This is a genomic window from Arthrobacter sp. P2b, from assembly GCF_900168295.1.
Lineage (GTDB): Bacteria > Actinomycetota > Actinomycetes > Actinomycetales > Micrococcaceae > Arthrobacter.
Genome location: NZ_FVZL01000006.1, coordinates 73,189 through 95,585 on the forward strand (window position 1 = coordinate 73,189; position 22,397 = coordinate 95,585).

Consider the following 22,397-nt stretch of genomic DNA (forward strand, 5'->3'; position numbering starts at 1 on the left):
TTACCCATGGCGCAGGTGTGTAGCGTGGTGGCATGTCTTCTTCCGATGTGACGTCCCTGGTGTGGCTGCGTGACGATCTTCGTTTGGACGACAACCCTGCGTTGTCCGAGGCTGCCGCACTCGGGCTCCCCCTGACGGTGGTGTACATCCTGGACGAGGAGTCCGAGGGAATCCGTGCTCTGGGAGGGGCGGCACGCTGGTGGCTGCACCATTCCCTGGCGGCGCTGTCCGGATCGCTTGAAGCCAAGGGCTCGCGCCTGCTTCTCCGCCGCGGGCCCGCGGCGGAGACCATCAGGGAACTGGCGTCTGAAACCGGCGCTGGCCATTTTTTCTGGAACCGGCGCTACGGCCTTCCGGAGCGCACCGTGGACGCCGCCGTCCAGGCCTGGGCAGCGGACAACGGGCTGGAAGCATCGAGCTACCAGGCAAACCTGCTGTTCGAGCCATGGACGGTGCGCACAGGTGCCGGTGGACCGTACAAGGTGTTTACGCCGTTCTGGCGTACCTGCCTGGCGGGCCATGAAGTCCGCGACCCCCTGGAGCCTCCCCGCAGCCTGCCGTCACCTGCCGCTCCGAAGGGCCGCCTGCCGCAGGGCGACGACCTGGACAGCTGGCAGCTGCTGCCCTCCTCCCCCGATTGGAGCGGCGGCCTGGCTGACACCTGGGAGCCCGGTGAAGACGGCGCGCTGCACCGGCTGGAGGACTTCCTTGCCGGACCAGCCGAAGACTACGGCACGGGGAGGAACATTCCCGGTGCCGAAGGGACCAGCCGGCTCTCGCCGCACCTGAGGTTCGGCGAAGTGAGTCCCTTCCGGGTGTGGCGGGAAATACGCCGGCGGTTCCCGCACAAGGTGCCGGCCGACGTCGGGATTTTTCGTTCGGAACTTGGCTGGCGAGAGTTCTGCTGGCACCTGCTGTATGCGAACCCGCACCTTGCCACCCGCAACTACCGGGCCGAGTTCGACCGGTTTGAGTGGCAGTCCCTCGGCAAGGAGGAACTGCAGGCGTGGCAGCAGGGGCGCACGGGCTATCCGCTCGTGGACGCCGGCATGCGCCAGCTCTGGCAGACCGGCTGGATGCACAACCGCGTCCGGATGGCCGCTGCCTCGTTCCTGGTCAAGAACCTGCTGGCTGACTGGCGCATCGGGGAGGAATGGTTCTGGGACACCCTGGTGGACGCAGATGCCGCCAGCAACCCTGCCAGCTGGCAATGGGTGGCAGGGTCGGGCGCCGACGCCTCGCCCTACTACCGGATCTTCAACCCGGTAACGCAAAGCAGGAAATTCGACGCCGCCGGGGCTTACCTCCGTGAGTTCGTCCCTGAGCTCGCCGGCCTTGACGCCAAGGCCATTCATGAACCATGGAAGGCCGGTGTGCCAGAGTACCCGGCCCCCCTCGTTGAATTGCCCGAATCGAGGGAGCGGGCCCTGGAGGCTTACCAGAGGCTTAAGGATTCCCAGGCGGGTTAGCGGCTGACCTTGCCCATCAGGGAAGCAATGGGCCGCAGGAAGATCGGACGGGCAAGGAACCAGGCCGCCACCATGACCACCACCGAGGCAACGAAGACCCAGAAGCCGAACCAGCCGTCGTCGTCACGCACGCCGTACATGTGGTTGAGGTTGCGCAGCGCGCCGGTGGCCAGCACCAGGAAAACGTGCACCACGATGAAGGCCACGAAGTAGATCATTACCGGGAAGTGGACGGCGCGGGCCCACTCGATGGGGAATGCCTTGTTCAGGCCGGCCGCCTTTTTGGGCCAGGCCGAGGACATCCGGAGGCCGGTGATGAAGGCGAGCGGCGCGGCGATGAAAACCGTGACGAAGTAGGCCAGCAGCTGCAGCGCGTTGTAGTTGATCCAGCCGTTCTCCGTTGGCCAATTGAGCGAGGCATACTGCAGGGCCGCCGAGAGGGCGTTCGGGAACACGTCCCAGCTCGTGGGGACGATGCGCATCCACTGTCCGGTGGCGAAGAGCAGGACCGCGAACACGAGCCCGTTGAGGATCCACAGCGCGTCCAGGGTCAGGTGGAACCACAGTTCCAGGCTGATCTTGGTGGGAGCGTTTTTGGTCCGGATCAGGCCCTTGTTGTTGCGGGTCCAGTGCCCGCTGGGACGGGTGGTGGTGCGCACCTGCCAGCCGGTGCGGATGATCAGGAGCAGGAAGAACGCGTTGAGGAAGTGCTGCCAGGCCAGCCAGGCCGGAAAACCCACCGGAGCATTGTCGGGAAGCTCCGAGTGGCCCGGGTAGTCCGTCACGAACGAGGCAACAGCCGGCAGCCCCATCAGCCATTTGGCAAGCAGTACCACCAGGACCAGCGCCACGAGGACGGCGGGCACCCCCCAGTAGAGTCGGGACCGCTTACCCGCGGCGGTGCCGGGCTTCTTCGTGGGTGTGGACATCGAACAACATTCCTCTCGAGAATGACTGGCCAAGTACTCACTGCGCGTGAGGCTCTGCGAAAGAGAATACTAGGAACTACCCGTATCCAAGGAAAAAGAAGACCCCGTCCGGCATATCTGCCGGACGGGGTCTTCACATAGTTGCGGGGACAGGATTTGAACCTGTGACCTCTGGGTTATGAGCCCAGCGAGCTACCGAACTGCTCCACCCCGCGTCGCTGAAACAACACTACCCTATTTTCGCGGCAGGTTTTTCCACCCTGCATTCCGGCGCCGAAACGGGTCCGCGGAGGAACCTTTTCCGGCCGCTGACCCCTGCCCCTGATCCGGCATCGGCGTTGGGGTTGGGACGTTCGTTTTGGGTTAAACAGAAAGGCCCGGACACTGTTTCCAGTGTCCGGGCCTTTCGCCAGTTGCGGGGACAGGATTTGAACCTGTGACCTCTGGGTTATGAGCCCAGCGAGCTACCGAACTGCTCCACCCCGCGTCGCAAGAACTACTTTACCGGCCGGTGAACATCCGGCCAAATCGAAGCGGCGTGATCTCCGTTACGCCGGCCCGGCACCCGCCCGCAAAGGGGCAGGTGCCGGGCCGCCGTCGTCGGATCTAGCTGCTCGCTGAGGGCGAGGGCGTAGCTTCAGGCGTGGCAGTGGCTGCCGGCGCCGGGGTGGCCTCCGGGGCTGCTACCGGGATCTTGGCCTCTGCGTCCACTGCCCTTTGCAGCGCAGCCTGGATCCGCTTCTGCGCCTCGCCGTAGGCTGCGAAGTCACCGGCGGCCAGTGCCGCCTGCCCTGCCTGGATCGCCGCGTTGGCTTCCTCCAGTGCCGCCTTCAGGTCCGCCTTGGCGTCCGCTCCCCCGGGAGGAGCAGCCGGGGCCCCGGGATCAGCCGGGGTCTGCCCGTTGTTGTCCGAGTCGCCGGCGGCAGCACCTGAGTCTCCGCCGAAGAGTTGCTTCAGCGCCTCATCCAGCGTGGGCGCGAAGCCCACCTTGTCACCAAAGGCCACCAGGACGCGCTGCAGGGTGGGGTACGACGTCTCACCGGTGGACTTGAGGTAGACCGGCTGGACGTACAGGATGCCGCCGCCCACAGGCAGTGTCAGCAGGTTGCCGTTCAATACGTCCGAGGCACCCTGGCGCAGCAGGTTGAGGGCCTGCGACACCGTGGGATCGGAGTTGAACTTGTTCTGCGCCTGGCCCGGGCCGGGGACCTGGATCTCCGGCGGGATCTGCAGCAGCCGGAGCTTGCCGTAGCTTTCTGCCTTGACGCCTGCCTGGTTGCCGGCATCCGAGTCCGCTGCCAGGAAGCCGTAGAGGACGTTGCGTGCGTTGCCGTTGACGATCTGCGGAATGAAGGAGGACGTCAGCTGGAACGCGGGCTTGTCCTGGTCCGGCATCTGCAGCGACATGTAGAACGGCGGCTGCTTGACGTCCGTGTCCACGGTGGGATCCGCGGGAACGCTCCAGGCGTCGTTGGTCTTGTAGAAACTGGAGGGATCGGTCACGTGGTACTCACCCAGAAGCTGGCGCTGGACCTTGAACAGGTCCTCCGGGTAGCGGACGTGGCTCATGACGTCGCCCGACATCTCCGAATATGGCTTCAGTGAAGTGGGGAACACCTTCTGCCAGGCCTTCAGCAGCGGGTCCTGGTCATCCCAGGCGTACAGGGTGACGGACCCGTCATAAGCGTCCACCGTGGCCTTAACCGAGTTCCGGATGTAGTTGACCGTGCTGTTGGGCAGGGCAACCGCCCGGCCTGACGTGGTCTGGGAGTCCGCGGTGGCATCCGAAAGCTGTTCCTGCTGCGAGTACGGGTAGTACTGGCTGGTGGTGTAGCCGTCCACGATCCACTTGACGCGGCCGTCCACCACTGCCGGGTAGGCGTTGCCGTCAACCGTCAGGTAGGGCGCAACCTTCTCGACGCGATCGCGGGGGTTGCGGTCGTACAGGATCTGCGACTCGGGGTTCACGCCGTCCGAGAGCAGCAGGTCCGACGACTGGAACTTGATGGAGTAAAGGACCTTGTTGAAGAAGCTGCCCACGTTGGGCCCGCCGTTGCCTTGGAACGTGTACTGGGTTTCCCCTTCACCCTCGCGGCCGGACGGCCTGTCCTGCTCACGGGCGGGGGCACCGTCCGGCGCACCTACGATTGAGTAGTCCGGGGACGATTCGCCGAAGTAGATCCGGGGCTCGTAGCTTGAATCATCGCCGAGCACGCCCGTGGACGGGATGCCGGACTGGAGGAACTCGGGCTTGCCGTCCACGGTGAACTTGTTGCCCTTTGCAGCCACGACGCCGTAGCCGTGCGTGTACACCACGTGCTGGTTGAGCCAGCCCTGCTGGTTTGTGGCAACGTTCGTGGGGTTCAGTTCGCGGACCGCGATCACGGTGTCCTGGATCTTGCCGTCCACTTCGTAGCGGTCAACGTTCAGGGCTTCGGGGAACTGGTAGTACGGGCGGTACTGCTCGAGCTGGGAGAACGCGTCGGAGATCAGGTTCGGGTCCAGCAGGCGGATGTTCGCGGTGGTCTGGGCGTCCGGCGCAAGGGCGCCGGTGCTTGCGGTGTTGGTGGCGTCATAGCGGCTCACCTGGATGGTGTCCAGGCCGTAGGCGCTGCGGGTGTTGTCGATGTTGCGCTGGATGAATTCCTTTTCCAGCGTTTCCTCGGAGGGCCGCACCTGGAACTGCTGGATGACCCAGGGGTAGACGCCGCCGGCGAGGATGGAGGTGATCACCAGCATGGCGGTGCCGATGACCGGCAGGCGCCAGCGTCCGATGACGGCCGCGACGACGAACAGGATGGCAACGAGCACGGCGGCCACGGCCAGGATGGCTTTGGTGGGGATGACGGCGTTGACATCGGTGTAAAGGGCACCGGCCCAGCGGCCGTTGTTGCTCTGCACGGCAGAGAAACGGTCCAGCCAGAAGTTCACGCCCAGCAGCACCAGGAAGGCGGCACCGGTGACGGCGATGTGGATCTGGGCTGCGCGGCTCGTGAACACGCCGCGTTCCATCAGGCGGATGCTGCCATAGAGGTAGTGCGTGAGGATGCCCGCGATGCCCGCGATGACCACAACGCTGATCAGGAAGCCGGTGACGAACCCAAGGAACGGCAGGACCATCAGGTAGAAGCTGATGTCCATGCCGAATTCGGGGTCACTCTTGCCGAAGCCCTCCTGGTTGAAGAAGAGCAGGACCTTCTGCCACTGGCTTGCGGCGGCGCTGCCCGCGAAGAGTCCGAAGAGGACGGGCAGGCCCACCATGACCACCCGGCGGACGGGTTCCAGCTGGGCCTGGTACCGGTTGAGGTTGTCGCGGATGTCGGAGTCCGGGGCGTAAACCGGCCTGGCGTGGTAGGCGATGCGGATCGCGAAGAACACGGCAGCGAACATCAAGGCGAATCCGGCCGCGAAGATGCCGATCCTGGCCAGGTTCTCGGTGACGAAGACTTCAATGAAGCCCAGCTGCCGGTACCAGAGGACATCGGTCCAGACATTGGCGAAGAAGATGAAGCCCACAACCACGAGGGCAACGACGATCAGGGTGGGCGTCAGTGCGCCGCGCCGTGATGGGGGTCTGCCTGTGGACATGGTGCTGGCGGGACGGGACAAACTGGGTACCTCATAGCTGGTCGTCAGATATTCGAAGCGTGCGTGCGAGCGACGAACTCCACCGGTCAAACGGCTGGTTTTGCCCGTCATAATTGCCACGAGTGGCGGTAAAGCTTAGTTCCTGTCGAGTCTAGTTGCGCCCAGTCTAGTTGTTTGTGCAGCCCGGCAGGCCGGATGTGTCCTGGCCGGTGCCGGCACGTTCGACGGCGGCCCTTGCCTCTGCCAGGTTCTCGACCCGTACCACCTGCAGGCCGTCGGGGATGTGCCCTGCCACCTGCTCGCAGTTGGCGGCGGGCGCCAGGAACAGGGTGGCTCCCCCGGCGCGGGCAGCCTGCATCTTCTGCCCGATCCCGCCGATGGGCCCCACCGCCCCGTCCGGGGTAATGGTGCCGGTCCCTGCGATGTGCTTGCCGCCGGTCAGGTCGCCGGGGGTGACGGTGTCGATAATGCCGAGCGAGAACATCAGGCCGGCGGACGGACCGCCTACCTTCTCCAGGGAGATCTCCACGTCAAAGGGGAAAGTGAACAGATACTTGAGCATGACACCGAGGATGAACCGGCCTTGGCCATTGTCCTTCGGGGTGATGGTTTCGGTGACCGGCTGTCCTTCGCGCTCCAGGACGACGGTGGCGGGGGCGCCGTTGCCCGCGGCCAGTTCCTCCTGGATGACGGACAGCGCGGTGATGTCCTTGCCGTTGATGGATTTCAGGATGTCCCCGGGCTGGATCTTGCCCGCCGACGCCGATCCTTCGGAAAGGTCCGCTGCCTGAAGCTGCTGGCCGAAAGGGATGTCCAGCTCGTTGAGTGCCGAGGCCACGGCGTTCTCCTGCGAGGTGGTCATGGCCACGGCGCTTTGTTCCTCGGCTTCCTGCCGGGTGGTCCCCGTGGGATAGAGGAGCTCCACCGGGTGGACGGCCTTGGTCCGGCCCAGCCAGGCTGAAAAGGCACCAATAATGCTGACTGGCCCGTTGGGGCCGCCGGCGACGTACACGGTGGTCAGGTCGAGGTTCCCCGCAGCGGGGTACGATTCCCTGCCGGTGACTTTGATGACCGGGGTTCCCTGGCTTTGCCCCAGCGTGTTGTACGTGGGGCCGGGTGATTCCACAACATACGGGACGGGAATCGTGGCGACGCCGATTCCAAGGCCCAGCGCGGCCATGCCTGCCAGCATCATGGTGGACACCCGCGGGTCCCGGGGCGGTGTGCCGGCCTCTTCAGGTGCGGTCCCGCCGTCGGCCGTTATGCCGGCGTCTTTTTCCCAGGAAAAGCCATCGTGGGGAAGCTCAGGGGCGTGGTCCTCGGAGGGGTAGCCGCCACGGGTTGTAGTCACCCCACCAACACTACGCGGTGGCAGACAGGGACAGCTCTTTGCCTACAGCGAACGACAACGCAGTGCGGCAGACAGCCGACCATGGCCGGGGTACCGTGAAGGTTGATCAACAGTCACACCGACGATCGGCGGGATCATGACCTCCAATCCACTTAATCCGTCCAACGGCGACGATACCCCCAAGGATCCGTTGACCGAGATGCTGCAGAACCTGATGGGCGGCAAGGGGATGGAAAATTTCGACCCCGCCGAACTCGCCAAGGCCGCCGGCCTGCCGAACGACCCCAACCTGCTGGCCCAGATGTTCTCCCAGGTGCAGGCCATGATGAGTGCCCCGTCCGAGGGGCCCGTCAACTGGACGCTGGCGCACGACAATGCACGGCGCGTGGCAGCAAGCAGCTCGGACCCATCGGTAACCTCCCAGCAGTCGCGTGACGTGGACGAGGCCCTCCGCCTGGCGGAACTGTGGCTGGACCCTGTCACTGACCTGCCGGCCACCGGCCTGATCGGCCGGGCCTGGTCCCGCGCGGAATGGGTCGAGGCCACCCTGGGCACCTGGAAGAGGCTGACGGAACCCGTGGCCAACAGCATCGCCAACGCGCTTTCCTCCGCCATGACGGAGCAGATGCCCGAGGAAATGAAGTCCATGATGGGCGGCGCTTCCTCCATGCTCCAGAACATGGGCGGAGCCATCTTCGGCATGCAGCTGGGGCAGGCCATCGGCGCCCTCTCCGCCGACGTGGTCAGTTCCACGGATATCGGCGTGCCCCTTGCCGACCTTGAAATGGCGCTGCTGCCGGCGAACGTTGCCGCGTTCGGTGAGGGCCTGTCCCTGCCTGAAAACGACATCCGGCTCTTCCTCGCCGTTCGCGAAGCGGCCCATGCCCGCCTTTTCGTCCAGGTTCCCTGGCTGCGGGGGCATCTGCTCGGCGCTATCGAAGCCTATGCGCGCGGCATCCACATCGACACCTCGCGCATCGAGGAATTGGCCCGGGACCTCGACCCGAGCAACCCCGAAGGGATCCAGGAGGCCCTGTCCCAGGGCGTCTTTATGCCCCAGCGAACCCCTGCCCAGGAACAGGCCCTGGAGAAGCTGGAAACAGCACTCGCCCTTGTGGAGGGCTGGGTGGATGAACTCACGGCCGCAGCGACCGAAAAGATGCTGCCCTCCGCCGGCGCGCTGCGCGAAACCGTCCGGCGCCGCCGCGCCACGGGTGGCCCGGCCGAGCACGCCTTCGCTTCACTGGTGGGCCTGGAGCTGCGTCCCCGGCGGCTGCGTGACGCCGCCACACTGTGGGCCACCCTGAAGGAAGAGCGCGGCATCGAGGGCCGCGACGCCATCTGGCACCACCCGGACCTGCTGCCCACCGCGGAGGACCTGGACGATCCCAAGGGCTTCAGCGGGCGCCGCAAACTGGCCGAAGCCAGCGACAGCGAAGTGGATGATGCCCTGCAGAAACTGCTCAGCGGCGGTTTCGACGAGGCGCCGGGCACGGATGCCGGGAAAGACGCGGGGACGGACAAGGACGAAGATTCACAGGACGACGACGGCGGGGACAACCAGCCGAAGGGCTGAGTCCTGCGGTGGCCGCCGGGGTGGGGCCTAGTCGGCGTCGTCCGGCCAGGGTTCCTGCTCCGGCACGCCGCCTCCCCCTCCGTTGTCTGTGAAGCCGCGTGCGGTGGCGAAGGAGACGCCTTCAAGAAACGCCTTGGCGCGCTGGGTCTCCGGGTAGGCCTCCAGCAGCTTCCAGAAAGCGGCGTTGTGTGCGGCCACCAGGAGGTGGGCGAGTTCGTGGAGCAGCACGTAGTCGATGACCCATTGCGGCATGGGGCGGAGCTTGTCCGAGAGGCGGATGGTCCCGTCCGCCGGGGTGGCTGATCCCCACCGCGAGTTTTGGTTGCTGACCCAGCGCACTGACGTGGGGACAGCCCGTCCGCCCAGGTAGTGCGCCGAGAGGTGCGCGGCGTGCGCCGCGAGGGCTGCGTCCGAGGCGGGCCGTTTCCTGCCTGATGCGGCGCGCCGCTCCCCCTGGCGCTGCAGCTTCGCCAGCATGCGGTGCACCCACTCGCTTTCCTGTGCAGCCGTGAAGCGGGCCGGGATGGCAACAACGGCGGTCCCGTTTTCCCAGAAGGCTGCCACGGTGCGCGTGCGGCGGGCGGAACGCCTGACCTCCACGGGAGCACCGTCAGCCGTGGTGAGGCCGGCACCAGGGGCCCCGTCACGCCGGTTCCGCGGCCCTGGAGACCGGGTCACAGGGAAGTGCTTTCCGTCAGGACCCGAAGGACGTCTTCCCCGTACTTTTCCAGCTTGGAGGGGCCCACCCCGGCAAGTCCGGCGAGTTCTTCCAGGGACGCAGGCCGGGCCTCGGCGATGGCTGTGAGCGTTGCATCTGTGAAGACCACGAAAGCCGGGACCTCGGCGGACAGTGCCACTTCGCGGCGCCAGGTCCTTAGCGCGTCAAAGGTCTGTTCCTCGTATGTAGGCGGGCAGGCATTGCAGCGTCCCACCTTGCGTTCCGCCCCGGTTGCGAGCATGCTTCCGCAGACCCTGCACATGGCGGGGGCCGCTGCTTTCCGGCGGGGTGCCGCGCCTTTGCCGCGCGTGTGTGAGCTCACCACGGAATCCGGCCGCAGGCCGTCGAGGAACCGGGACGGCTTGCGGTTGGCGCGGCCGCCGGGCGTGCGGGCCGTGCTCCAGGACAGCGACAGGTGCTCGCGCGCCCGGGTGATCCCGACGTACAGGAGCCGGCGTTCCTCGTCGACGGACTCGGGCGAGTCGGCGAAGGAGATAGGCATCAGGCCTTCACTGAGCCCCACCAGGAAAACCGCATCCCATTCCAGGCCCTTGGCGGCGTGCAGGGATGCCAGCGTCACCCCCTGGACAGTGGGCGCATGCTGGGCCAATGAACGTTCCTGGAGTTCATTGACGAAATCCGCCAGTCCGAACTGTGCGCCCCGGACCTGGACGAGTTCATCGGCAAGGGCCACGAGTGCCGCCAGGGATTCCCAGCGCTCACGCAGCGCCCCGCCGCTGTGGGGTGCGGAATCCGTGTAGCCGAGGGAGGAGACAATATCGCGGACAAGCTGGCCAAGGGGCTCCGGCGAATCGGTCTCCGTGACTGCCCTGGTGGCCGCCCTCAGCTGGAGGATGGCGTCCCGGACCTCTTTACGGGCGAAGAAGCGTTCCCCTCCGCGCAGCTGGTACCCGATCCCCGCTGCGGCGAGGGCCTGCTCGTAGGCTTCGGACTGGCCGTTGGTGCGGAACAGGATCGCCACCTCGCTGGCAGGAGTGCCGGCGTCGAGAAGGACCTTGATCTTCTGCGCGACGGTAGCGGCCTCCGCTTCGTCATCGGAGCACTCCGTGAAATGGGGCGCCGGACCGGCAGGCCGCTGTGCCACGAGCTGCAGGGGCGTTGCCCAGGCGGCGTCGGCAGCCGGTCCGCCGCTCCGCCGCCCCGCCAGCAGATCGTTCGCCAGCTTCACCACCTGCGGTGTGGAGCGGTAGTCCCTGATCAGCTTGACCACGTTGGCCTGCGGGTAGCGGGCCTTGAAGTCGAGGAGATGCCGGGGCGACGCTCCGGTGAAGGAGTAGATGGTCTGGCTGGCGTCGCCCACGACGCACAGTTCGTCACGGCCGCCCAGCCACAGTTCCAGGAGCCGCTGCTGCAGCGGGGACACGTCCTGGTACTCATCAACCACAAAGTGCCGGTACTGCTCGCGGACGGTGGCAGCCACCTTCTCATCCTCCTGGAGGATCCCGACGGTGATCAGCAGCACGTCCTCGAAGTCGATGACGTTGCGGTCCGTCTTGACGTCCTCGTAGGCCTGGAACACCCGGGCCACCGCGGTGAGGTCGAAACCGCCCGGGGTTCCCCTTCCCTGCGCGTTTTCCAGGTAGTTGGCCGGGGTCAGCATGGAGACCTTGGCCCACTCGATTTCGGACGCGAGGTCCCGGATGGACGCCCGGTCCGTACTGAGCCGCAAGCGCCTGGCCGCCTCGGCGAGCATCTGCGCCTTGTGGTCCAAAAGGTTGGGCAATGTGCCGCCAACAGCCTGCGGCCAAAAGAACTGGAGCTGGCGGAGAGCGGCAGCGTGGAAGGTGCGGGCCTGGACGTTGCCGGCCCCGAGGTCCCGCAGCCGGCTCCGCATCTCGGCGGCGGCCCGCGCCGTAAACGTCACGGCCAGCAGCCGTTGCGGGGAGTAGACGCCGGAATGCACGCCGTAGGCGATGCGGTGGGTGATGGCGCGGGTCTTCCCCGTCCCGGCGCCGGCGAGAACGCACAGCGGGCCATTCAGGGTGCTGGCCACCTCGCGCTGTTCGGCGTCCAATCCGCCAAGGATGCGGTCCTCGAGCGAGGCTGCTCCGTCAATATGCTCTGTAGTCACTTCTGCTGCTTTTGTGTCTCGACTACCGAATGCTTGGAGTCTGATGGATATGGGTGTCAGGCGGCGGGGCGGTCCTCGATCCGCCCGCCGAACCAGTGCTCAATGAGGGCCCGCGCGATGGAGAGCCTGCTGGAAATGGTGATCTCACCACTGAGCACGGCGTCCTGGAGTTCCTCCCGGCTGAACCAGCGCGCCCTGGTGACCTCCACGCCGTCGGGCGTTGCCTCGGCATCTTCGGTGACGGCGGTAAATCCAAGCATAAGGGAGGCGGGGAAGGGCCAGGACTGCGAACCGAGGTATTGGCAGGCAGTGACACGCACTCCCACTTCCTCAAGGACTTCCCTCACCACTGCCTGCTCCAGTGATTCTCCGGGCTCAACGAACCCCGCCAGGGTTGAGTAGTTTTTTGCGTCGGGAGCACCGCCGCCGCCCAGCAGCACCCGGCCATCCGGGCCCACCACGGTGACGATGATTGCGGGATCCGTGCGCGGATAATGTTCCGACGAATCCGCGGGGCACCGGCGTACCCAACCGCCCGCTTCAACCACCGTGGGCGTCCCGCAGCGCGGGCAGTGGGTGTGGCCGGCGTGCCAGTTGGTGATGGCGCTTGCCTCCACGAACAACGCAGTGTCCGTTGTGCTAAGGCCGGCCGCCACATCACGGAACCCGGCCCATGCCGCGTCGGCGGGGATGCCGGCGGTGCCCGGCTTAACAGCCTCCGGAAGGACAAACAGCAGCAGCTCGGTGCCGGCGGGAAGGTCCGCGCCCGGGAGGGCTGATCCCAGGTAGACCACAAGCTCCGGAGTCACCGCCGCCGCTGACAGGCCCTCCAGCATCGCCTTGGCGCCGGCAGTGTAGAGGCCGTTGCCCTGCACCAGTCCCTGCCGGTCGGAAAGGACAATGGCCAGCGTTTCAGTCCGCGCCAGGAGCTCCTCCACCATGCCGGGCCTGGACCGCACGGCCGATCCCCGGTCCACCAGGGCCGGCGGGACGGGAAGCAGGGTGTCCCGGAGGTGGTTCGCCGGCAGCAGTGCCGGCACCCCCTGATGGACCGGTGTGGCAAACTCCGCATGGCTCATGAGTCCACCGTACTGACTGGGACCGACAATGCCCATTTCCGGGCGGGCCGCGGACCTCCTCCGGGGTACCCGGATTTGGATGTATCTGAAGACTCGCCGCCGTCAGACCGGTGTCTTGGACGGCGGGCAATCTACCGTGGAACGGTGAGAAGAAAACCGATTGAACTGGCAGCCGTCGCAACCGCGGCAGTCCCCGGACTGACCCCAACGGCCGTTAGCTCTGCCCCGGATGATCCCGCGGACTTCGACTCAGCCCTGCTCCTGGATTCCGAGGGCAAGCGCTGGCGGGTTAGGTCGCCGCGGCATGCGGAGGCCAGTGCCAGGCTGGAAACCGAGTTCCTGGTGCTGCGGGCTTTCGCCCCCGGTATCCGTGCCGAACTTCCCTTCCTGATGCCCACGGTGGCCGGCAGCGTCCGGCTGGGAACCCTGAGCACGTTTGTCTACTCGCACCTTGCCGGCAGCACCCGCAGCGTTGAGGAACTCACCGCGGGCCCGGAGACCCTGGCCCGGGAAATCGGGGTGGCCCTGGCCGCTATCCATGACCTGCCCCGGGCTTTGGTCAGCAACGCCGACCTGCCCAGCTACACCCCCAACGAGTTCCGTCAGCGCCGGCTGAATGAACTGGACCAGGCAGCCACTACCGGGAAGATTCCGCCGGCCCTGCTGCTGCGCTGGGAACACGCCCTTGAGGACGTGTCCCTGTGGCGCTTCAATCCCTGTGTGGTCCACGGCGACCTGCACGAGGACAACCTTCTGGTGGAAGGCCAGCGCGTCACGGCCGTCACCGGGTGGACCGATCTTCGCATCGGTGACCCTGCGGACGACTTTGCCTGGCTGGTGGCGTCAAACGAGCAGGACTTCGTGGACGCGGTCCTGGCCGGCTACACAGCCAGCCGCCGGGACACTCCGGACAACCATCTGCTGCGCAGGGCGGCACTTTCTGCGGAATTCGCCCTGGCCCAGTACCTGGTGAAGGGGATCGCCGCCGGAGATCCCGGCATGGTTGCCGAGGCTGAAAGCATGCTCGAAACCCTGGCCAGCGATATCGCAGAGCACGGCGGGCAGCCCATCAGCGTGGAGCCCCTGCCCTCCCCCGCGGTTGCCGCGGGGACCGCAACGCCGCCGGCGGGATCCTCCGCAGTGGCTGGTTCCACCGAGGGCGCTTCCGGGGTCGGCCCGTCCGACGGCGGTCCCTTGGCCGGGGTGCCGGCCGTTACGGTTGTTCCCGTACCGGCCGAGCCCGCCGTTAAGGTCCTTCCCGTGCCGGTGCAGCCTGCCGTGCACGTAACCCCCATTCCGGTCGAGCCACAGCCCGGCGCAGGCAACGACGCCGATGCCAAGGGCTCGGACGACACCTCCACCGCCGCGATCTCCATCGTCAACGCCAAGCAGACCTAGCGGGACGCAGGCTTTTCGGCCCAAGCCTCCGGGCTGACCGTCACGGCGAGCGAAGCGCGGCCGCGACAATTTCCTCCAGCTGCGCCGCCGTCCCAAGATCATGGGGCCGCACAACCTCGTTGTCGGCAACGTAGAAGAAGGCGGCCCGCACATCGTCCAGGGGAACGTTCTTCAGCCGTGCCCAGGCCAGCCGGTACACGGCGAGCTGCACCGACCGCGCCCTCAGCTGGGCACCGGAGGGCCGCCGCCCGGTCTTCCAGTCCACCAGGTCCCAGCGGCCGTCAGCGTCCTGGAAGACAGCATCGATGCGTCCGCGGACCACCACTTCCCCAACCCGTGTCTCCACCGGCACCTCAACGAAGGCCGGCGACCGCTCAGCCCATGGTGATGCCCGGAAAGTGGCAACCATGGAATCGAGGTCGTAGGCAGCGTCGATGTGGTCGTCCGAGCCGGGGGCTTCCCCGAGGTCGAGCATGCCGGCTGTACCGAAGTATTCCTCCACCCAGGCGTGGAATGCGGTTCCCTTCCGCGCTGACATTCCAGGTTCCCGCGGGACGGGCCGGCGGAGCCGGGCAAGGACGTCTGCCGGGTCCTGGCCCAGGTCCACCAGGGTTGAAGCGGAAATGTGGCTGGGCAGGTGGACGTCCTGGCCGTTGGACCTCCGGGCCCGCCGTTCCAGCAGCAGGGCCGCTTCCCGGGCCCATCCGGCCGCGGTTCCCGTCAACCCCGTGGCGTCGCCGGGCACAGGTTTGCGTCCTGCTGCCGGGAACGCGGGCTGCAGATCACCGGTACCGGATTCGAGGGCGGCAAGTACGCGGGCAGCGGCCATTTCCATGGTGTTCCTGCGCCCGCGGGCAAGGCGGAGCCGTTCCCCTGTCCGGGGGTCCACCGGACCCTCCAGCGGATCATATGGCCAGCCGGCGACCTCCGTTTCGGCGGTGAGCGGGCTGTTCTCCGGCAACTGGGCTTCTTCCAGTGACCGGGGATGGATTGTGGCCCGGGCAGGCGATACGCCATCGGTGCTGAGAAGCGCTTCCAGTTCGGTAAGGAACGGCGACATCTCCGCGCGTCCCGCCCGGGAACCCACCCACGCCGCGCTGGACACCCACAGGACATGTTTTGCCCTGGTGTAGGCCACGTAGGCGAGCCGGCGCTCCTCGGATTCCCCGTGGGCCTGGACGGCTGCTTTGAAGTCTTTCTCGGCGTCCAGCCAGCCTTTTTGGTCAGGCTGGTCCAGATCCCACTGCGGCAGGTCCGCACGGTCTCCGCGCAGTGGCCACGGCAATGCCGCCGCCCCGCTGCTCCAGCGGGAGTCCTTGTCCGTGGGAAACGCGCCGGCGTTCAATCCCGGGACAAAGACGACATCCCATTCGAGGCCCTTGGACGCATGGACGGTAAGGAGTTGGACCGCTTCCCTGTTCACGTCGCTGGGAGGCGCCTCAAGGCCGTTCTCTTCCGTCGCGGCGGCTTCCAGCCACGCCAGGAAGGCGAGGATGTCCACTCGTTGTGACGTCCGAAGGAACCCCGCCGCGGCGTCCTGGAAGGCGTCAAGGTTGCGGCGGGCCTGGTGGATGCTGACGCCGGGACGGGCTGCGACCTCGATATCCAGGAGCATGGCCCTTTCCACTTCCCCCAGGAGTGTTGTGAGGTCATCCCCTAGGTAGCCACGCAAGTGCCGCAACTCTGCCGAAAGCCGGAGCAGCCGACTGCGGGCTTCGGCGCTGAGGGACCTGCCGCTGGAGGATGTCCATTCCTCCCGGGGCAGCCAGTCCAACGCCTCCACCAGGCTCGCGCCGTCAGTGAGGTCTCCCTCGAGGACCGTCGCATCCGCTTCCGCCGGCTCGGCGTCGGTCTCCCCGTCACCGGATCCGTCCGGGGCATGTCCGCGCCTGCGTGCCAGCTGGCTGGACCAGTCCCGCAACGCCATCAGGTCAGCGGGTCCTATCCGCCACCTGGCCCCCGCCAGCAGCCGCATGAGCGCGTCCGAGCGCCCGGGGTCGGCCAGGACACGGAGGGTGGCAACGAGGTCAACCACTTCCGGGGTATCCAGGAGGCCGCCCAGGCCCACGATCTCGTAGGCGATGCCGCGTGCCTCAAACTGGCGACGTATGGTTTCCATCTGTGCCCGCCGGCGGCACAGGACGGCGATGGCCGGCGGCACCGGAGAGCCGTCGGGCTTCAGCTCGAAGTCCGTCACCTGATACTTCAGGACATCGTCCGCGAGAGCGGAGGCTTCCTCGGCATCGCTGCCGAAGCGGCCGAGGACCACGGCGCCCTGGACGGCATGCAGGCTGGGCTGCAGCGGCGGCACCTCCGCGCGGGCAGCACCCCCGCCACCTGCCGGTCCCCGATGGGCCTCGGCCTTACTGAGCGAATCCGACATGACGTTGGCCGCCGCCAGGATTGACCGCCCGTTCCGCCAGGCCGTGGTCAGGTAGGACGTGGGTGCAGGTGCCCAGCTTCCGGGCTCTGCCGCCGGCCCGTTGCGGACCGGGAATTCGCGGACGAAGTGGAACAGCTGACCAGCTGAGGCCCCGCGGAAGCCGTAGATGGACTGATTGGGGTCGCCGACGGCCGTGACTGCATGTCCGCCGCCGAACAGGCGCGAGAACAGGACCAGCTGGGCGTGGGAGGTGTCCTGGAACTCATCGAGCAGCACCACCTTGTAGCGCTGCCTCTCCATCTGGGCAGCCAGTGGAACGTCCCGGGAGACTTTGGCTGCAAGTGCCACCAGGTCACCAAAATCAAGCGCGCCGCGGGCCCGCTTGGCCGCCGCATACCTGCCGACCATGTCCGCCACGCTGGCCCTGGTCCGGAGCATGCCGGCGAGCTCGGCCGCTGCCTGCGGAGGGTTCTTTTTCTTGTCGGCCAGGTAGGGCAGCGCTTCAAAGTCCGAGAGCCGTGCCATCAGCCAGGCTTCGACGTCCTCCGGCTCCTGGAGGTGCTCGGCACATTCGCCGGCAAGCTGGATGACTGCCTTCACCAGGGTGGACTTGGCGGCACGGAAGTGCGCGTACTCGCCGTCGTATGCTTCCACCACCTCGCTGGCGAGCTGCCACGCCTGCGCGCCGCCGAGGAGGACAACATCACGTTCCACCCCCAGGCGCAGCCCGTAGTCGGACACGATGCCGCTGGCGAATGAGTGGTATGTGGACACCTTCGGTTCCAGCGCGTCGCTGCTGAGCAGGCCCTTCGGGAAAACCTTGTTTGCGGTGTCCGCGGAAACCAGCCGCTGCAGGGCCACCAGCTTTGCCCGGATCCTGGACGCGAGTTCGCCGGCCGCCTTCCGCGTGAAGGTCACCCCGAGGACTTCTTCGGGCCGTACCCAGCCGTTGGCGACGAGCCAGACCACCCGGTCCGCCATGGTGGCGGTCTTTCCCGACCCGGCCCCGGCAATGACCAGCCGCGGCGACAGCGGTGAGGAGATGATGCCGGACTGTTCGGGGGTGGGCACGTTCTTTTCGCCGAGCAGCCCGGACAGCTCCTCGGGGCTGAACCGTACCTGGGGCGGCTGTAAGGGCCCGCCGGGAAGCGCTGCAGCGGGTGGTAATTCGAGGTCTTGAAGCACCTGGAGGTCCTGGCTCATTCAGTCACTTGCCTTCCACGCGCACACAACGGGCACACTTCGGGAAGTTTGCAGCCATGGCCGCCATGGCTTCCCTTCGCCGGATCATGCCGTGCTTCAAACCCGCTGCCACCCATCACTTGTGCTGCATCCTTCACCATGTCCAGGGCCCAGTTTTCCTGGGGATCAAGCGCGTCCTGCTGCTGGATTGCCGGGTTTTTCGCGCCTGTTCCGAGCTGGGCCAGCACTGCTCCGCCGGGAAGGCCGGCATCCTGGCTGTTTCCGCTGCCCGTGAAGCCGCCCGCCAGGACTGCCGCCTGGTACGCGCCAAGCTGGGGGTGCCTGGACAGCTCACTCTTGCCCGGCTGCCGTTTTCCTGTCTTGAGGTCCACGATGACCAGCCTGCCTTCGCCGTCGATCTCCAGGCGGTCCACCTGGCCGCGGAGGATGGCTTCCCGCGGCAGGCCATCGTCCACAGTCACTTCGCCGAGGGGCACCTCGAAATCCTGTTCCACTCCCACGAGGCTGCGTCCCTCGCTCCTCATCACCACAAGGTACTGCGCGAGCTTGCGCACCATCGATTCGGCGCGCTGGAAATCAAGCCTGCCCTCCCAGTTGTCCTTCATGCCCAAGGTGGGCCAGCGGCGGACCAGTTCCGCAACGTACTCCGTGCCGGACGCATCCGGCATCTCCTGGGCGATGGCATGGACCAGTGTTCCCAAACTGCGGGCAAAGTCCGTCGCCGCTTCGCCGCCTGCTGCCTGCACAAACCAGTCCAGCGGCGACTTTTGCACGGTTTCGACCTTCGACGGCGACACGGACACAATTCCGCCGGGCGGCACCACGGGTGCGTCGGACGTGAGCGGAGCGAGCCCCCACCAGCTGGCAGGGTGGGCACCGGGAACCGGCGGCTCGGCGGCCGCGAGATGGGCAAGCACCCTCGCCGCCTCATGGGCCTGTGCCGCCCCGCTTCCGTCCAATTGTGCATGTTGGCGGAGTTCGGCAACGAGGGCCCGCAGCGTCATGGGGCGTTCCACCGTAGTAAAAGCCCTGCTTTCCTGGTCCCGCTCCAAGGGGGCGATGTAATCAAGGAACGACGAGGGCTGGTCGTCCTCCGATGAGACGGCGGTGCAGATCAGCAGCTCCCGGGACCGTGACACCGCGGTGGAAAAGCTCCGAAGTTCGTCGTAGCGGATGTCGCGCAGCCGGCTCAGGGGATCGCGTTGCAGCGCGTACTGGACACCATGCTCCACGGCGTCGGCGTAGAGGGTGCTGCCCAGGAGCTCACCGCGAAGCCGGGTGTTGGGCCATACTCCCTCCTGGAGGCCGGCGACAATGACCACAGGCCACTCCCGTCCAGCTGCGCTGGCGGGGGTCATCAGCTCCACGGCATCGTCAACCTGGGCCCGCGCCGCAAGGGTATCCATGGGCAGTTCCTGGTTCAACAGGTACTCCAGGAACTGCTCAGGCCCGGCGCCCGGCATTTGGTCCACGTAACGCTCCGCGGTGTGGAACAGTGCCATCATCGCGTCGAGGTCGCGGTCGGCCCTGGCACCGTGCGGGCCGCCGGTCAGTGCGGTTTCCGTCCAGGCGGCGGCGAGACCGGTGGCGCTCCACAGCGCCCAGAGCACAGACTCGGCGTTGGCGCCTGGCTGGCATGCTGCTTCCCGGCCGGCCTGGATCATCCGGGCTGTGCGGCGGGCGGCGCGTCCCTCGATGCCGAGCGTGGCGAGCGCACCGGGCTGCAGAAGCGCTTCGACGAGGAGCGAATCGCTGGCGCGCCCGCCGCCGCCCAAAAGCTCTTCCCGGCGCAGCGACTGCCTGAGGCGGCGCAGTTCAATCGAGGTGGCACCACCGATCCGTGACGTGAGGAGGGATACCGCGGCCTCTGGAGTCAAGAGCGTGGAGTCAAGGGCGACCGCAAATGCGTCCAGGAGCGGGCGAACGGCAACCTCGTCCCGGACGGCGGATTCCGCCACCGGCACCCTTACCGGGATCCCCTGCCCGGAAAGGTAGCGCTGCAGTTCGCTGACCTGCCCGCCGTTGCGCACAATCACCGCCATGTCCGTCAAATCACGGCCGTGGTTGATGTGCTGGTCGAGGATCCGCTGGGCCACGTAGCGCAGCTCGTGCACGGCTGACGGAACCAGGTGCGCCTGAACCGACCCTTGCGGCACGTTTCCCTCCGGATGGTGGAGCCGCCGCGCCAGCTGGCCGCCGGCCCGCTGCGAGATCCGCCCGGCAACGTCGAGCCACGCATCGGCCAAGGCGGGAGCCAGCCGGTGGGAATGCGACAGCGGGCGCTCCAGGACCAGAGCCTCCGGTGACAGCAGCCGGGGCAGCTCAGCCACCAGGTCCGGCCGTGCCCCGCGAAAGCCCTGAACCACGGTGTCAGGTGAGAACGCCACGAAGCAGTCCCGTCCCCCGGCGATATCTGCCAGCAGCTCGAACACTGCCGGGTTTGCTTCCTGGATGTCATCCACCAGGATCAGTTGCAGCCGTGCGCGTTCTGCAGCCAGGAATTCAGGAACATCCTGGAAGATCTGGCGCGCCGCGGTGATGATTCCGGCGGGATCGAACGCCTCCGGCATCCGCAGGTCCAGGACGTCCCGGTACTCGCTGTAGAGGGCAGCGGCGGCAACCCAGTCAGGCCTGCCGCACTCCCGGCCGAGCTGCTCCAGGTCCCCGGCAGTCCGCCCGGACTCGATGATCCGGTCGAAAAGTTGCCGCACCTCGTGGCGGAACCCCCGGGTTTCCAGCGCGCCGTCCAGGTCGCGGGGCCAGGGCAGTTCGAGTCCGGGCAGGCGGTGGCCTTCCAGGAGTTCCTTGATGATGAGGTCCTGCTCAGGGCCGGACAGGAGGCGCGGCGGCCTGGACAGCGGAATGACGCCCTCGGCCTTGGCGCGCCGAATCACGTCAAAGGCGTACGAGGCCCAGGTCCGCGCCGGCGTGGTGCTGAGGCTCCTGTCCAGCCGGGCTGTGAAACGGTCCCGCAGGAAATCCGCCGCCAGACGGCTCGGCGCCAGAATCAGCATCCGTTCGGGATCGACGCCGTCCCGCAGGACGCGCTTGACGGCAGCCTCGATCAGGACCGTGGTCTTGCCCGTCCCCGGCGCCCCGGGGACCAGCACGGGCCCGGCCCCCTGGGGAACATCAACTGCCGCCTGCTGATCGGACGTCAGTGACGGCGCCGCGGCGTGCAGGTGGCGCGGCGGCAGCAGGCGCAGGGAGGCCGCCGAAGGGGCCCGGTCCTGGACGGCGTTGGCGGTGCCCGAAGCCACGGCGTGGCCGGACTCCAGGCTTTGCCGTTGCTCGTCGCGTGGTTCCGTGAAGGGAAGAGTTACTGTCACACCGACATTCCATCATCAGCCACTGACAATCGATGAAGCCGCCGCTCCAGTTGTTCAGCAATGGCGTCCATTCGGTCAAACTCCGGGTCGGTTGGCGTCCACCGGGCGGCCGGAAGATCCACCCGCCAGCGGCCTTCCCCGGTACGCAGGAACGATTCGTGGGCACCGGCAAGCGGGGTTCCTTCTTCAAGGTAATGCCGCAGGGCTTCGGACTCGTGCCCTTCGGGGGCATGTCCGCTCGCTTTGAGGACCCGCCACCAGGGAACGCCGCTTCCGTAATGGCTCATGACCGAGCCCACCTGGCGGGGTCCACCCGAGCCGAGCAGTTCGGAGACATCCCCGTACGAGACAGCGGACCCCGGCGGTACCAGCTCCACTACCGCCAGCACCGCCTCCACGTACTCAATCCGCATTGATCCAATCTAGCCGCAGTGGCGCTCCCGGGAATTGTCGGAGGTGCCCGTTAGCGTTGAAACATGAGCACCTGGAACACCCTCCCCCGAGCAGCTTTCGACCTCGAAACCACCGGACGCAATTCGCGTGCCGCGCGGATTGTCACGGCCTCGGTGACTGTTGTGGACCACAAGGGAGACGTCATCGACGAGCATGAGTGGCTGGCGGACCCGGGCGTCGAGATACCCACCGAGGCCAGCGACGTGCACGGGATCACCACCGAACAGGCCCGGCGGGACGGGCGGCCTGCCCACGAGGTCACCAGGGAACTGGCAGCTGTCCTGCAGGATCTTTTCGACGCCGGCGTCCCGGTCATCGCCTTTAACGCCAGCTACGACTTCACGGTGCTGGCCGCGGAGTCCGCCCGGTATGGCGTGCCCCAGCTCACCCGGTTCCCCGTCCTGGACCCGTACATCATGAACAAGCAGGTTGACCGCTACCGCAAGGGCAAGCGGACCCTGACGGCGCTGTGCGAGGAGTACGGGGTAGTCCTGGACAACGCGCACACCTCGGCGGCTGATGCCCTGGCCACGCTGAAGGTCCTGGACGCCATGGCGGGCAAGTTTCCCAAGCTGATGATGCCCGCCAGCCAGCTTCACCAATTGCAGGTGGATTGGGCCGTCAGCCAGGCAGCAGACTTCCAGGGCTACCTCCGCAAGACCAAGCCGGCCGCAGTGATCGAAGGTGACTGGCCGGTCCTTCCTCCCCAGGACGCCAGCATCGGCGGCTTCTAGGCGGACCACCGCCCATGGTGCGAGGCAAGTCACATGTCCCGCGCCGCCCCGCCGGTACACGCTCGTGACGTCGGCTATTCGCTCCCTGCGCCTGA

13 protein-coding genes and 2 tRNA genes are annotated in these 22,397 nt (G+C 66.8%); 4 read left to right on the forward strand and 11 right to left on the reverse strand.

Annotated elements, in window-relative coordinates:
* Positions 1-32 precede the first annotated feature (32 nt).
* Positions 33-1,469 (forward strand): cryptochrome/photolyase family protein, encoded by a 1,437-nt coding sequence (locus tag B5520_RS11930; protein ID WP_079597280.1) that lies wholly within the window; start codon positions 33-35, stop codon positions 1,467-1,469.
* On the opposite strand, the gene B5520_RS11935 is transcribed toward B5520_RS11930, so the two are convergent.
* From B5520_RS11935 to B5520_RS11955, 5 genes are all read right to left on the reverse strand, one after another.
* A complete protein-coding gene (locus B5520_RS11935; protein WP_079597281.1) occupies positions 1,466-2,398 on the reverse strand; it encodes a cytochrome b/b6 domain-containing protein in 933 nt (310 codons plus the stop codon). The two genes, B5520_RS11930 and B5520_RS11935, sit on opposite strands and share 4 nt — an antisense overlap.
* Positions 2,399-2,539: 141 nt before the next feature.
* Positions 2,540-2,613, reverse strand: a tRNA-Met gene (locus tag B5520_RS11940).
* Positions 2,614-2,811: 198 nt separating this feature from the next.
* Positions 2,812-2,885 (reverse strand) — tRNA-Met (locus B5520_RS11945).
* A gap of 119 nt (positions 2,886-3,004) precedes the next feature.
* Positions 3,005-5,986 (reverse strand): UPF0182 family membrane protein, encoded by a 2,982-nt coding sequence (locus B5520_RS11950; RefSeq protein WP_176156854.1) that lies wholly within the window; start codon positions 5,984-5,986, stop codon positions 3,005-3,007.
* 166 nt (positions 5,987-6,152) lie between these two features.
* Positions 6,153-7,181, reverse strand: coding sequence for a YlbL family protein (locus B5520_RS11955; RefSeq protein WP_079597426.1), 1,029 nt, complete (start codon positions 7,179-7,181; stop codon positions 6,153-6,155).
* Between the two features lie 292 nt (positions 7,182-7,473).
* On the opposite strand from B5520_RS11955, the gene B5520_RS11960 reads away from it, so the two are divergent.
* Complete coding sequence (locus B5520_RS11960; RefSeq protein WP_079597283.1) at positions 7,474-8,913, forward strand: zinc-dependent metalloprotease; 1,440 nt, start codon at positions 7,474-7,476, stop codon at positions 8,911-8,913.
* Between the two features lie 27 nt (positions 8,914-8,940).
* On the opposite strand, the gene B5520_RS11965 is transcribed toward B5520_RS11960, so the two are convergent.
* From B5520_RS11965 to nudC, 3 genes are read right to left on the reverse strand one after another with little or no spacing between them, the layout of a single operon-like run.
* On the reverse strand, positions 8,941-9,591 hold the full coding sequence (locus B5520_RS11965) for a M48 metallopeptidase family protein (RefSeq protein ID WP_079597284.1): 651 nt from the start codon (positions 9,589-9,591) through the stop codon (positions 8,941-8,943).
* On the reverse strand, positions 9,588-11,723 hold the full coding sequence (locus B5520_RS11970; RefSeq protein ID WP_079597285.1) for an ATP-dependent DNA helicase UvrD2: 2,136 nt from the start codon (positions 11,721-11,723) through the stop codon (positions 9,588-9,590). Before B5520_RS11970 ends, B5520_RS11965 begins: the two co-directional genes overlap by 4 nt.
* Positions 11,724-11,779: 56 nt before the next feature.
* On the reverse strand, positions 11,780-12,802 hold the full coding sequence (gene nudC, locus B5520_RS11975) for an NAD(+) diphosphatase (protein ID WP_079597427.1): 1,023 nt from the start codon (positions 12,800-12,802) through the stop codon (positions 11,780-11,782).
* Positions 12,803-12,946: 144 nt separating this feature from the next.
* On the opposite strand from nudC, the gene B5520_RS11980 reads away from it, so the two are divergent.
* The gene (locus B5520_RS11980; RefSeq protein WP_079597286.1) at positions 12,947-14,200 is read left to right on the forward strand and encodes a macrolide 2'-phosphotransferase; all 1,254 of its coding nucleotides are present in this window, start codon (positions 12,947-12,949) and stop codon (positions 14,198-14,200) included.
* A gap of 40 nt (positions 14,201-14,240) precedes the next feature.
* Here the strand turns inward: B5520_RS11980 and B5520_RS11985 are convergent, their stop codons facing one another.
* The 3 genes from B5520_RS11985 to B5520_RS11995 are packed head-to-tail and all read right to left on the reverse strand — an operon-like array spanning position 14,241 to position 21,528.
* Positions 14,241-17,786 (reverse strand): ATP-dependent helicase, encoded by a 3,546-nt coding sequence (locus tag B5520_RS11985; protein WP_079597287.1) that lies wholly within the window; start codon positions 17,784-17,786, stop codon positions 14,241-14,243.
* The gene (locus B5520_RS11990) at positions 17,783-21,115 is read right to left on the reverse strand and encodes an ATP-dependent helicase (RefSeq protein ID WP_079597288.1); all 3,333 of its coding nucleotides are present in this window, start codon (positions 21,113-21,115) and stop codon (positions 17,783-17,785) included. Before B5520_RS11990 ends, B5520_RS11985 begins: the two co-directional genes overlap by 4 nt.
* Complete coding sequence (locus B5520_RS11995) at positions 21,112-21,528, reverse strand: MGMT family protein (RefSeq protein ID WP_079597289.1); 417 nt, start codon at positions 21,526-21,528, stop codon at positions 21,112-21,114. Before B5520_RS11995 ends, B5520_RS11990 begins: the two co-directional genes overlap by 4 nt.
* Positions 21,529-21,591: 63 nt before the next feature.
* On the opposite strand from B5520_RS11995, the gene B5520_RS12000 reads away from it, so the two are divergent.
* Positions 21,592-22,302: a 3'-5' exonuclease gene (locus B5520_RS12000; protein WP_079597290.1), complete on the forward strand. Its 711-nt coding sequence runs from the start codon at positions 21,592-21,594 to the stop codon at positions 22,300-22,302.
* The last annotated feature ends 95 nt before the right edge of the window (positions 22,303-22,397 follow it).